Genomic DNA, 13,167 nt, shown 5'->3' with positions numbered 1-13,167 from the left:
TGAACGCCACTTTTTTTATTTTGGAGCGACCATGAATAGCTTGTTTTCTATAGCCATAAGCAGCTTAATGGCCATCACCATTAATCAACAAGAGATTCCTGTAAAAGAATTCCCTCTAGATCATGACAACGTCCAAAAATTAGTATCTTCTGGTAATATACCTTCATTAGATGATTATTTAGCGTGGGTGTCACAATATTGTGATGGTCACTTAATCGATGCGCAGCTATATCAAGATAAAGATAAAGACAACTGGCGCTATGATCTGCAATTTAAACTAACACATGGGCATGTTATTAATCTGCAATTAGATGCAGCCAATGGCATACAGGATTCATTGAATCAATTACCGAGCGAATGTACTAAACATGAAACTGTTACTCGTTGAAGATAATCCATTACTCGTTGCCGAACTTGAAAAACAACTCAAGCAAGCTGGTTATATTACAGATGTCACAGACAAAGCTATTGAAGCAGATTATTTGATCAAAGAAACCGATTATGACTGTGTCATTTTAGATATAGGTTTACCAGACGGCAATGGCTTGTCACTGCTCACTCAATGGCGAGACCGCGGCATCACAACCCCGGTAATCATGTTGACGGCCCGAAGCCAGTGGCACCAAAAGGTTGAAGGCTTTAATGCTGGTGCTGATGATTACTTAGGTAAACCCTTTCACACTCAAGAGCTACTAGCGCGAATTCAAGCCCTTATTCACCGAGCTCATGGGCGAATTAATTCTTCCTCCAAACAATTATGCTATGCCGGGGTTAATTTAGACGAAAACGAGCAAAAAGTGACCGTCAATGAACACGTATATGAATTAACATCCATGGAGTTTAGATTACTGAAAATTTTCTTAATGTCGCCTAAAAAGCTGCTATCTAAACAGCAACTTACAGAGAAGCTTTATCAATTTGATGATGAAAAGGAAAGTAATGTTGTTGAAGTTTACGTAACTCATTTACGTAAAAAGCTCGGTAAAACGGCCATCGAAACCCGTCGTGGCCAGGGTTATATTTTTCATGGCATTATTGAATGATCTCGATTCGTTTTAAATTGAGCTTATGGCTCAGTGGATTAGTCATCATTGCCACCCTCATAGGCTTATTTTTGTTTGAGTCAATGCTGCGAGATGCGTTTCACGACTCGATTATTAACCGTCTAGAAGAAGATTTAGAACACATTATTATCGCCACCCGACTTGATGAGGGTGAGTTGGTTATCGACCAAAGCCAATTATCCAGTTTCTACCGACCCGCCTATTCAGGACGATACTTTCAATTAAATTTACCTGACCGTACTATTCGCTCTCGCTCATTATGGGATGCAGAATTACAAATTGAGCCATTACAAGCGCAACAGAAGCGAGCTTGGCAAGCAAAAGGGCCTAGAAATAATGATATGCAGCTGTTATCCATTGGCATTGGAGCACCAAATAGTCACAACACAGCCACACTCACCGTTGCCCAGGATTTAAGCATTGGCCGACGAGTGTTTAGCGAAGTATTTGGTACTAAACTAGCAATCAATATTGGCATGTTATTGGCCATGATTACCGGTATTTTTATCATCTTACGTCAATCATTTAAACCGGTAAATCAAATCCAAGGTACGCTGGCTAAATTGCGCGAAGGTGAAATAGCCTCGTTAACAATCTCACAAATTCCAGCAGAAATTCGCCCGCTAGCAGAAACCTATAACGAGCTATTAGACTACACAGCCAAACAAATTGAACGCAGTCGCAATAACCTAGGCAATTTAAGTCATGGCTTAAAAACCCCATTAGCGGTGATGCAGCAGCAAGTAGAAGCGCTCGGACTCAGCCATCCTGATGCTGCAAGCGCAATGCAACAGCAATTAGATTTAGTTCATAAAATGATTGAACGTAAATTGGCAGCTGCACGGATCACCGGAGACATGTTACCCGCGGCGCAACTTGCAGTACCCAAGGATTTCGATGGATTAATCCAAACCCTTCATAAAGTGCATCACCAACGGGTTATTAATTGCAGCATCATTAATCCACAACAGATTAGTCGTATTCCGATTCATCGCGAAGATGGCATGGAATTATTTGGTAACCTACTCGATAACGCTTTCAAATGGGCACTAACACAGGTTAATGTCAGCATAGATTATTTACCTTCTGGTGGTATTCTTGTACAGATTGAAGATGATGGTAAAGGTGTAGAACAACAACAAATTGCATTACTCACCTCCCGAGGCACCCGATTAGATGAAGCGACAATGGGCCACGGATTGGGCTTATCGATTGTTAAGGAGATATGCGACCAATATGGCTTCGTATTGCAATTTAGTCGTAGCAAGTCATTACAAGGGCTTAATGTCAGCATTTTGATAAACCCATGACCTTGGTATTCTATTCAGCTAATCGCACTCCATTTCGCCAATAGTCGACTACTCAGCCAATACTATTTTGTTACATCATTGCATTGGTGCTTTCAAAAATCTTGTCGGCTGATGCCGCAACAAAGCCAGTATAAAGCTGACCATTATCCATTGGATAACGACGGGCGAATTCGTAGAAACAACTAGGAATTTCAGCATCACCATCAGTAAACTTTACCATCACTTTATCAGCCATGGTAGAAGACTGCTCTAGCAATACTTCTGGCGAGCCTTTAATTTCACCACCTGAAGCATTTAAGACAAAACCAGCATCTTTCAAAGCTTGGTTAACGTCTTCAATGCGTTCAAACTGAGGCAGATCATTAATAGAAACGGTAAAGTGATTAGCACGATATCCTAATGCTGCAACCCATGCTGCGTACTCACTCTCGGCAAGCAATGATTGGTAGGTCGCTTTATCTAAATCCCAATGACGCCCAGAATAAATAAAATTATCTGCCGTGGTTGCCGCAACATCCACTTGTTCAATTAAACCATGAATGCTCTTTTGCAACTCAGGGCTAAATTCTTCTACTAACAACTCAGAGATAAACACCTTCGGCTGCTTTGGATCCGGATGCTCAAAGTGCTTGGCTATCAGTTTTTTCTGTTCAAACTTATAATCGCCACTATCGACATAACCGATAGAAGTGAAATGCTTAGCCAATACGCTTAAATTCACCTTAGCGATATTAAAGGTACGCAAGGCGATATGGTCATTGATGATTGGCGCGCCATGACCTAATAGTTGATGAATTTTCGCTGCTGAAGGCGTCATCTGAATGTAGTCTTGCCATAAGGCAGCAAACAAAGCATTTACGTCAGTATGCATGGTTAAATCCTTCTAAAATAATGTTGGCAACTTCTGTCACCAACATGATCACCCGATAAACTTATCAGTTAAATTGATAAACCTGGGCTTAAAGTAGCAGGTAAGCTTACTGAATCGGCTTCCATTGAAGCGACTGGGTAAGCGCAGTAATCAGCAGCATAAAATGCACTTGCACGATGATTACCCGATGCGCCAACACCACCAAATGGTGCTGCGCCTGACGCGCCAGTGATTTGCTTATTCCAATTAACAATACCAGCACGAATACGCGCTAAAAAGTAATCGTAATCTTCTCTACTATCTGCTAATAAACCTGCTGATAAACCATAACGAGTCGCATTAGCTAAATGAATCGCTTGATCAAAATCGCGGTAACGAACTAACTGCAATAATGGGCCAAAATATTCTTCATCTGGTAATTCAGCGACTTTAGTGACATCAATTAAGCCTGGAGATACTAAACCAGTACCGGCTTCAATTTGCGCCAACTCAACTAAAGAAACGCCACCTAATGACTGAAGCGTCGCCTGAGCGGCAACCATGCCACGCGCTGCAGTTTCAGAAATCATCGAGCCCATAAATGGCTGTGGTTGCGCGTTCCAAGCTCCAACTTTGATTTGCTTAACCGCACTAACTAACTCTGCAATTAACGCATCGCCTTGAGCGCCTTCTTCAATATATAAACGACGGGCACAAGTACAACGCTGCCCAGACGAGATATAAGCAGACTGAATAATGTCATGTACCGCAGCTTTAGTATCGGTAACGCCTTTAACGATAAGCGGATTATTGCCGCCCATTTCTAAGGCTAAAATTTTACCCGGATGCCCCGCATATTGTTGATGTAAAATATGCCCAGTACGAGAACTACCGGTAAAAAATAAACCGTCAATTTGCGGGTGTGATGCTAATGCTTTACCTGTTTCGACTTCACCTTGCACTAAGTTAACCACACCTTGTGGTAAACCGGCTTTGTCCCAACACTTCAACATTAACTCAGCCACTTTAGGTGTTAGCTCTGATGGCTTAAATACCACAGTATTACCGGCAAGTAATGCTGGCACTATGTGTCCATTGGGTAAGTGTCCTGGGAAGTTATATGGGCCAAATACCGCAACTACACCATGAGGCTTATGGCGCAGCACGGCGCGTCCTGCAGGTAAATCATTCGTTTCAGTACCGGTACGTTTGTCGTGAGCTTTTGCTGACAATGCTATCTTGCCAATCATAGCGCCCACTTCAGTGGCCGTTTCCCACTGTGGCTTACCAGTTTCTTGAGCGATGGTTTCTGCTATCTCGGCTTTATTAGCTTCTAGTTGTGCGCGATAAGCTTCAACAATGGTTAAGCGGGCTTCATATCCCAACATAAACCAATCAAACTGCGCCGCACGAGCGGCATCAACCGCCGCATTCACTTGAATAGCGGTCGCGGTGTTACCTTGCCAAATTACGTCACCATTGGCAGGGTTTTTTGAGTTAATTTCATGACCTTCGCCAGCTAACCACTGACCTTGAATATATTGTGTCATTTCTTGCTCCTACATTGCTAAAACACGAATTTGCTCACCTTCAGCAACCATAAGAGCGGTCGCGATTTCAGGGCTAAGCACAACATTATCGTGTTCATCAGAGACCAACAATTTAGCCGCCGATGCACGATAATCAGCAAGCGAGGTGTTGGAAATAATAAAGTGGTGATCGCCATGTGGCATTTTGCCAATACTGACCGTGAGCAAACGACTCTTTTTTACTGAGCGAATATCACCGATTGAACATTCAACCGTTGGACCACCATCAAAAATATCGACATAGTTGCGGAATTTAAACCCTTCCGCCTCCAGTAAACGTAATGCTGGCTTGGTATTCTTATGGACTTCACCAATCACTTTTTGAGCTTTTTTAGGCAACATACACACGTAAACAGGGTTACGTGGCATCATTTCTGCCATAAAAGATTTCTTACCTAAACCGGATAAGTAATCGGCTTCAACAAAATCGATGCCTAAAAAATGATGTTGTAACCATTCATAAAAAGGTGAGTCACCATGTTCATCACTCACACCACGCATCTCGGCAATCACAGTTTTCCCGAAGCGTTCAGGATGTTGAGCCAATAATAAAAAACGCGATCGCGACAGCATGCGACCATTATTACCTTTACGATAACCGTCTTTTAAAAACAGAGTGCACACTTCTGCTGCACCTGTGTAGTCATGGCACAATGTCAGGGTTTCAACTTCATTGCGGACAGAGATTTGTTGAGAATGATAGACTTCTGTACCTAATCGATAATGATAAAAAGCATCGTTCATACCGACAGCAGCTTCAATACCACAAGTACCGACAACTTCACCGGTTTTCATATCTTCAAGCACCATCAAATACCCTTCATCGAAAGGTTTATCTACATGCTTAGTGAAAGATGCTTCTGCCCTAGCAATCTTTGAACGCAGTAACTCTTCGTTAACTGGTAAAGATGTAAAACCGTGGCCTGACTCAACTGCGATAACATAAAGTGCATCGTAATCACTTGCACGGATAGGACGTATGATTAACATCTTAATCTCCTCATTGCGCCACAAAAGAACTGCGCAGGAAATCTTTCCGCGCATATTCACTTTGTTGGCGAACCCAAACAAATAAGTGCAAGCTTGGCTAGCACTTATTTGTTAATTAACCCGCTACCACTTTTGCAACTGCACGTTCAAAACGCAGTAAGCCTTCAGCGATATCAGCTTCTGGGATAACCAATGAAGGAGCAAAACGCACTACGTTTGCGCCGGCCATCAAACTCATTAAGCCTTCTGCGATAGAAGCAACCAAAAACTCACGACTACGACCTTCATATTGTTCATTTAATACCGCGCCAATTAATAATCCTTTACCGCGCACCTCACTAAACACATGATATTTGGCATTAATTGCCGCTAAACCATCACGGAATAGCTGTTCACGATGCTTAACACCGTCTAATACTTCTTTGGTGTTTACCACGTCCATTACCGCATTCGCTACAGCACAAGCTAGTGGGTTACCGCCATAAGTTGAACCATGAGTACCAATTTTAAGATGTTCAGCAACTTTAGCAGTTGTTAACATTGCAGCAATAGGAAAACCACCACCTAACGCTTTAGCGCTAGTTAAAATATCTGGCACAATATCAGTACCCATGTAAGCAAATAGCTCACCAGTACGGCCTACACCTGTTTGTACTTCGTCAAAAATCACTAGTGCGTCGTGCTTATCGGCTAAACGACGTACCGCTTTTAAGAACTCAGGATCACCATTGATAATTCCGCCTTCACCTTGAAGAGGTTCAAGCATAATGGCGCAAGTTTTGTCTGAAATTACCGCTTCAAGTGCAGCGATATCATTAAATGGCACATGCGTAATACTTTGTGGCTTAGGGCCAAAACCGTCAGAATAAGCAGCTTGTCCGCCAACCGTTACAGTAAAGAATGTACGACCATGGAAAGCTTTATCAAATGCGATGATTTGATCTTTATCTGCACCATGGTTATCAAGTGCATAACGGCGAGCCAATTTTAATGCAGCTTCGTTCGCTTCAGCCCCTGAGTTGGCAAAATAGACACGTTCAGCAAATGTGGCATTAACTAATTTTGTGGCTAATTCGAGTGCTGGCTCGTTGGTCATGACGTTTGATAGATGCCATAACTTTTCGCCCTGCTCTTTTAATGCAGACACTAAAGCTGGATGACAATGACCTAAACAATTTACTGCAATGCCACCTGCAAAATCGATGAATTCTTTACCTTCTTGATCCCACACTCGGCTACCAGCACCACGAACAGGAATAACTGCAGCGGGCGCATAATTAGGCACCATAACTTTATCAAATTGACCACGGGTTAAATTCATTTCTACACTCATTGCATTTTATCCTTCAGGTTGTAAACGGCTTAGAAGCCGCTGTTTCCGCTGTTTGCTTTATATTCTGTAAGTGCGTTAGCGGAAGTTTGTATAATTTATGCGACATTATTAGCGAAAATGTGATCAAAATACCAGTTCAGTAAAATTAACTTCTGCAGGCTTGATTGGCATTATGCATAAAGATTGAAAAATATGACTAAAACAAGCGTTTATCAGGGGGGTATTGAACATAAATAGTCATAAAAAAAGTTACCCCACCGCCATTTGTGTAACTATTCATTAAAAGTGAATAAATACACGTTTTTAACATTTGCCATTACGATAAAAATCGTACTTAAAGTAAATCTAATTTACGAAAGTTTTGCCCTTTTAGCCGTATTAATTCTTGCTCTGAAAATTGATAATAATCAAACATGATTCGTTTTTCTTGTGGATCGATTTGTTGTTGCTCTTCTAGTAGAAGCACTTTGGCATAACAACTTGCCTTAGCCACCATGGCAGCATCCACAGACAACTCTGTAAAATGGTAGTTTTGATCTAATTCTTTTAACACCTGAGTAATCGGTGAATCATCAAATTTAAGTAAACTTAACAGTTGCCAATTTAAACAATGGCTATGCTGCATTACTTGCTCTAATACCGCTTGAGCAGGAAAGTCCGTAGCCAGAATAGCATCGTACACTTGTTTATCTCGACCGTGACTGGCTTCACTTAGCCAAGTCCCCTTGATTTTATCAAAAATATGGCCACTTTGGCTGAGTATAATAGAGGAAGCAAATTGGTACATTAAGGCACAGATATACACCAAGTTCGGGTCTTTATTTTGTAACTTAGCTAAGGCTTTCGCTGCGATGGCACTTATCATGCTGTACCGCCATAACTTACGGGTGACCCAAAATAAGTTTGCATTATCTGAAGGTAGCCAGTGACGTAGACAAAAATAGGGGATCAGTAAGCGCAAATTTTCAATACCAATATAGTTTAAACCCAACTTAATATCAGTGACTCGAACATCGGCATGGTTAGGGCGAAGGTGAACAGACGTTGGATTATTGATTAAATTTATTAAATCTCGTGATAGCCAGCTAATACTTTCTATAATCGGTCGTAAGCGGTTGATATTAACATCCGGCTCTAATAACAGCTCAAGCAGTAAAATTTGGCTTTCACGGCTTCCCGATGTATCTAAAATCATTTGTGGATAAGTTAAGGTATTTTCAATTGTACAGTTAACCGTATTCGTTAATTGAGCCGATACATCGAGATACACACTATTTTCGTTAGTTTGCTTCTCAATGCGCCGCTTTAATGCTTTACGCTCAATATCAAGCTTATTAGCGTTATCTTCTAGCTCCAGGTTCAATTCATCAGGCATAGCACAAGCTTTGTGCTTACCGACAATCAGTTGGTTATAGAGACGGCGTTCAATCTCGATAACTTTACCTGGTCTAACTCCACCCGCTATTGATATTGCCACTTATGTTGCCTTTTGCTGTTTCAATCACTTAATAATAAAAATTAAGGCTTCTCAAAGGAAGCCTTAATACCTATTTTTTTGAACCTAACGCTGACTATTTCAGTTCTTGTTCAAACAACTTATAAATCCGACGGTATTGATCTAACCAACTTGAAGGTTGCTTAAATCCATGTGGCTCAACTGGGTAGATAGCCGTTTCAAACATCGGTTTTTCTAACTCTATCAAGCGCTGCACCATACGGACACTATCTTGGAAAAATACATTGTCATCTAACACACCACTCATGATCAGCAATGGTTTTTGTAACCCTTGAGCATGTTCTATTGGTGAGCTACGCTCATAGGCAATAGGATCAACGTCAGGCGTATTTAAAATATTAGACGTATATGGGGCATTATAATGTGCCCAATCTGCTACTGGGCGTAATGCGGCCCCTGCTTGAAATAACTCAGGCTCATTAAATAGCGCCATAAAGGTGAGGAATCCACCATATGAACCACCATAGGTACCAACACGTTTGTTATTAACATTAGCATTTTTAGCCATCCAAGCCACACCATCTTTTAAATCTTCAACTTCGGGATGACCCATATTACGATAAATGGATGTACGCCAATCACGCCCATAGCCTTTTGAACCACGATAATCCATGTCCATCACCACATAACCTTGTTGGGTAAGTAGGTTATTAAACATAAACTCTCGGAAATAACCCGAAAATCCATAATGGGCATTTTGTAAATAACCCGCACCATGATTAAACACTACAGCAGGATATTTATCAGCTTGCTCAGCATCGTACCCTTGCGGCAAATAAACTCGAGCATAGATTTGTCCCGCACCATGGCTTGACGGAATCGTGACTATCTGCGGAGCTTGCCAAGGGTATTGTGTAAACTCTGGACTTGTGTAGTTAGTTAACTGGGTTATTTCCCCGCCAATAGGCTGAACATATAACTCATCTGGGTGTAGGGTCGATGAGGCAGTCAACAGCAGTGATTGTCCATCAGGACTTAAACTGTAATCCAATGTGCCTAACCACTGAGTCAATTGCTCTGTTTTACCATTAGCAATCTCAACACGGTAAACATTGTAACTACCGGGATGGTCCTTATTGGCACGATAATAAAGGTATTTAGCATCTGGGGATAAGGTCACACTATCAACCACATATTGACCATTAGTTAAAGCGGTTACTTCACCGGCGGCAGTTTTGGTATATAACTGTGAAAAACCAGACTCTTCAGATAAGTAGTACATGCTATCTGTACCCGCTATCCAACCAAATTGGTTATAATTATAGTTAACCCAGGCGTCGTCATGTAGACGGTGTTCGGTTATCAGTTTACCTTTTTTTAAATCAACACTCGCAATCCAACGATCTTTATTATCAACAGCTTCAAGCATTATCAATAGTTTGTCGTCGGTACTATTCCACTGGATAGCACTTTGGTTCCATTCCCAATCCTGTATTAATTGGATTAAACGCGGCGATTTTTCACTTTTATATGTTTTGCCTTCCGCTTTAGCATTTTCAGCTTTAACACTCGCTAACACATCTTGATCAAAACCGGTTAATCCTTCAATAGTAATGTCTTTTTTACTGTGTTCTACAAGGTCAAGTAATACTAATCGTTGACCAGGGAATACATCTTCAGCAACACGTGAACGCGCCGGTACAGGCTCGACATAACCATCTTGGCCTAAATAGTTAGGCATAATGTCGTGTTCTGAGCGCCAATCATAATTCTTATCGGTTAACGCTAATACTACGTAGCGTCCATCTGGCGACAAACTCATTTCAGAAACAACTTCGGCATCGCCTAAATACCAAGGTCTAGCTGAAAAAGTGGGGTCTTCTTTAGCCAACGAATCTCGATACTCATCTCGAGCAAGGCTGTTCTCATGTTGCATGGCAACATATTGAGTGAGTCTCTGTTGTTGCTTGGCAATAAAACTACTTGGCTCAGCAATACCTTTGGGTTCGTTGGCCATTTGAATAGCAGCAATTTGTTCTATTAACCCACTAGAATTGTGTAGACGGAAAATATTATTACCTTGCCAAAAAGCAAGGTCTCCATCGTTTAGGAAACTTACGCCATTAATCGGATCATTTTGTCGGGTAATTTGCTTTATCTCACCGCTTGATAAGTCTTTTACAAATACGTTGCCTTGATAAATATAGGCTTTTTGAGTCTTTGCCTGATTGAATACACCATTGCGCTGATCGGCGAGGTGCAACTGATTGAGCGCAAGTTTGTTTGCTGCAGGCTGACTGATGGCTTGCTGATAAAAATCACGGACCGGAGATTGATGTGCTTGGCGGCTAAAATAAACTGACTGACTGTCATCACTCCAATAGGCGCCTTGAGCAAATATTCCCATCCAATCTGGATTGGCCATAATTTGATTAAGTGTCAACGGCTGTTGCGCTTTTGGAGGTTGTGCTAATGGCGCGGTCAATGTTTTTGCACTCGGCGTTGCGATAACCATTGTATCGTCATGTTTGGCCGTGGCAGCACAGCCACTTATCATTGCCAAAGAAAGTGCGCTCACCGCAAAGTTTCGCATAAAGCTTGTCATGGTTATCCCTTTTATTATTTTAAGCGTTATTTATAGCACAAATAGACGCGAGAATTTAGCCAGATTAGTTGCAGAAGTTGTAACAGAATAAATAATAATGAACTTGAATAAGTACTCTTTCTATAGGTTATAAATGCAAGAAGTTATCCAGTAGTTCATGACCTTGTTGGGTCAAAATAGATTCAGGATGAAACTGAACGCTGAATATACGTAACTTATTATGACTCATTGCCATAATTTCACGACCGTGAATAGGATCATCAAACCAAGCATCAAGTGTAAACTCATTTGGCACCTGGTGAACCAACAAAGAATGGTAGCGAGTGACTTGCAGAGGTAAAGCCAATTGCGTAAACAATCCCTGTTGATTATGTTCAATCAAACTGGTTTTACCATGCATAACCCGTTTGGCACGCACAACCTCAACACCATAAACTTGGGCTATCGCTTGATGGCCCAAACACACACCCAAAATGGGAATTTTACCCGCAAAATACTTAATGGCAGCAAGCGAAATACCGGCTTCATTTGGTGTACATGGGCCTGGAGAAATTATTAAATGCGTGGGAGCGAGCTTTTCAATTTGTTCAATGGTGATTTCATCATTACGTTTTACCAAAACTTCTTGTCCAAGAGTCTGAAAATACTGGACTAAGTTAAACGTAAAAGAATCATAATTATCAATCATCAACAACATTATGGTTTCCATTTCCGCTATAAACGTTTGTAATAGATCAATTTTAGATTAAAAAAAACCAGCCTTGCGACTGGTTTTATGTAATGACCACTAACCGCTATTTCACCACAGTTAAATGGTTTTTACGCTTAGCTTTATCATCAGGACTGGTTGATTTAGGCGATGACGGTACTGTTGATGTATCATCAACAGACTTCATTGACGGTGGGACAGATGATAACTCATCTTGTTCACTTTCAATCATATACGCATCTTCCATATCAAATACCGTACCAGCACCGTTTTCACGAGCATATATCGCCACGATAGATGACATTGGTAAATACACATTTTGTGGTACACCACCAAAACGTGCATTAAATTCGACAGAATCATTAGTCATATGAAGATTAGCCACAGCTCCAGTAGCAATATTCAAGACGATTTGACCGTCTTTGACAAATTGCTGTGGAACTTGCGTACCATTAACAAATGCATCCACTACTACGTGTGGCGTCAAATGGTTATCCATCAACCACTCATAGTAAGCGCGCAACAAATATGGACGATTAGGTGTTATTGGTTTCATTACATGCCCATGCGCATTTCGCGCTCAGCCTCAGTTAACGATGCCTTAAATGATTCACGTTCAAAAATACGTGTCATGTAAGCACTGATATCTTTAGTTGTACGAGGATCCAAGTGAATACCTAAAACCGGTAGACGCCATAATAATGGGCCTAAATAGCAATCAGATAAACCAAATTCTTCGCTCATGAAGTACGGCATTTCAGCAAATACTGGTGCTAAAGCAATTAAACTTTCAGTTAATTCTTTACGCGCTGCATCAGCTTTTTCACCTTTACGGATACGCTCAACAAGCGAATACCAATCGGTGTCAATTCTGTGCATCATTAAACGGCTTTGGCCACGTGATACTGGGTATACAGGCATTAGTGGAGGATGTGGAAAACGTTCATCCAAATATTCCATAATAATACGTGATTCGTATAATACTAGTTCACGATCGACTAAAGTCGGTACTGAATTGTATGGATTTACTTCAAGTAAATCTTCAGGCATTTCACTTGGGTCAACCTGTAAAACATCAACGGTAACCCCTTTTTCAGCCAATACGATACGTACTTGGTGACTATATAAATCATCGGCACCAGAAAAAAGTGTCATGATAGAGCGCTTGTTGGCAGCAACAGCCATTGATACCCTCCAGAATCTTAAAAAAAACAAAACAAACGAGGGGCTAAGCCCCCCGTTTACAATATGCGGATAATGT

Annotated in this window: 12 protein-coding genes; 3 read left to right on the top strand and 9 right to left on the bottom strand. The window is 41.2% G+C overall.

Features of this window, described 5'->3' with window-relative positions; genetic code table 11:
• Positions 1-31: 31 nt before the first annotated feature.
• From FCN25_RS13185 to FCN25_RS13175, 3 genes are read left to right on the top strand one after another with little or no spacing between them, the layout of a single operon-like run.
• Complete coding sequence (locus tag FCN25_RS13185; RefSeq protein ID WP_137225502.1) at positions 32-388, top strand: PepSY domain-containing protein; 357 nt, start codon at positions 32-34, stop codon at positions 386-388.
• Positions 369-1,043: a response regulator transcription factor gene (locus FCN25_RS13180; RefSeq protein ID WP_137225500.1), complete on the top strand. Its 675-nt coding sequence runs from the start codon at positions 369-371 to the stop codon at positions 1,041-1,043. Before FCN25_RS13185 ends, FCN25_RS13180 begins: the two co-directional genes overlap by 20 nt.
• The gene (locus FCN25_RS13175; protein WP_137225498.1) at positions 1,040-2,374 is read left to right on the top strand and encodes an ATP-binding protein; all 1,335 of its coding nucleotides are present in this window, start codon (positions 1,040-1,042) and stop codon (positions 2,372-2,374) included. Before FCN25_RS13180 ends, FCN25_RS13175 begins: the two co-directional genes overlap by 4 nt.
• Positions 2,375-2,444: 70 nt before the next feature.
• On the opposite strand, the gene FCN25_RS13170 is transcribed toward FCN25_RS13175, so the two are convergent.
• The 9 genes from FCN25_RS13170 to sspA form a co-directional block, all read right to left on the bottom strand.
• On the bottom strand, positions 2,445-3,245 hold the full coding sequence (locus FCN25_RS13170; protein WP_137225496.1) for a DUF1338 domain-containing protein: 801 nt from the start codon (positions 3,243-3,245) through the stop codon (positions 2,445-2,447).
• Positions 3,246-3,313: 68 nt separating this feature from the next.
• Positions 3,314-4,774, bottom strand: a complete 1,461-nt coding sequence (astD, locus tag FCN25_RS13165) for a succinylglutamate-semialdehyde dehydrogenase (RefSeq protein ID WP_137225494.1) — start codon at positions 4,772-4,774, stop codon at positions 3,314-3,316.
• A gap of 9 nt (positions 4,775-4,783) precedes the next feature.
• The gene (gene astA / locus FCN25_RS13160; RefSeq protein ID WP_137225492.1) at positions 4,784-5,803 is read right to left on the bottom strand and encodes an arginine N-succinyltransferase; all 1,020 of its coding nucleotides are present in this window, start codon (positions 5,801-5,803) and stop codon (positions 4,784-4,786) included.
• A gap of 115 nt (positions 5,804-5,918) precedes the next feature.
• Positions 5,919-7,136: an aspartate aminotransferase family protein gene (locus tag FCN25_RS13155; protein ID WP_137225490.1), complete on the bottom strand. Its 1,218-nt coding sequence runs from the start codon at positions 7,134-7,136 to the stop codon at positions 5,919-5,921.
• 334 nt (positions 7,137-7,470) lie between these two features.
• Positions 7,471-8,613 carry an HDOD domain-containing protein gene (locus tag FCN25_RS13150; RefSeq protein WP_137225488.1) on the bottom strand — a complete coding sequence of 381 codons (1,143 nt, stop codon included), beginning with the start codon at positions 8,611-8,613 and terminating at the stop codon, positions 7,471-7,473.
• A 94-nt stretch (positions 8,614-8,707) separates the two neighbouring features.
• Complete coding sequence (locus FCN25_RS13145) at positions 8,708-11,197, bottom strand: prolyl oligopeptidase family serine peptidase (protein WP_137225486.1); 2,490 nt, start codon at positions 11,195-11,197, stop codon at positions 8,708-8,710.
• A 127-nt stretch (positions 11,198-11,324) separates the two neighbouring features.
• On the bottom strand, positions 11,325-11,894 hold the full coding sequence (locus tag FCN25_RS13140) for an aminodeoxychorismate/anthranilate synthase component II (RefSeq protein ID WP_137225484.1): 570 nt from the start codon (positions 11,892-11,894) through the stop codon (positions 11,325-11,327).
• A gap of 97 nt (positions 11,895-11,991) precedes the next feature.
• Positions 11,992-12,462, bottom strand: a complete 471-nt coding sequence (locus FCN25_RS13135) for a ClpXP protease specificity-enhancing factor (RefSeq protein ID WP_137225482.1) — start codon at positions 12,460-12,462, stop codon at positions 11,992-11,994.
• Positions 12,462-13,091 (bottom strand): stringent starvation protein SspA, encoded by a 630-nt coding sequence (gene sspA / locus FCN25_RS13130; protein ID WP_137225480.1) that lies wholly within the window; start codon positions 13,089-13,091, stop codon positions 12,462-12,464. The genes FCN25_RS13135 and sspA overlap by 1 nt, the downstream gene beginning before the upstream one ends.
• Positions 13,092-13,167 lie beyond the last annotated feature (76 nt).

The sequence above is a fragment of the Shewanella sp. MEBiC00475 genome, assembly GCF_005234075.1.
Classification (GTDB): Bacteria; Pseudomonadota; Gammaproteobacteria; order Enterobacterales; family Shewanellaceae; genus Shewanella; species Shewanella polaris.
Note: the sequence above shows the minus strand (reverse complement) of the source record. Positions and strands in the feature narration are given on the sequence as shown.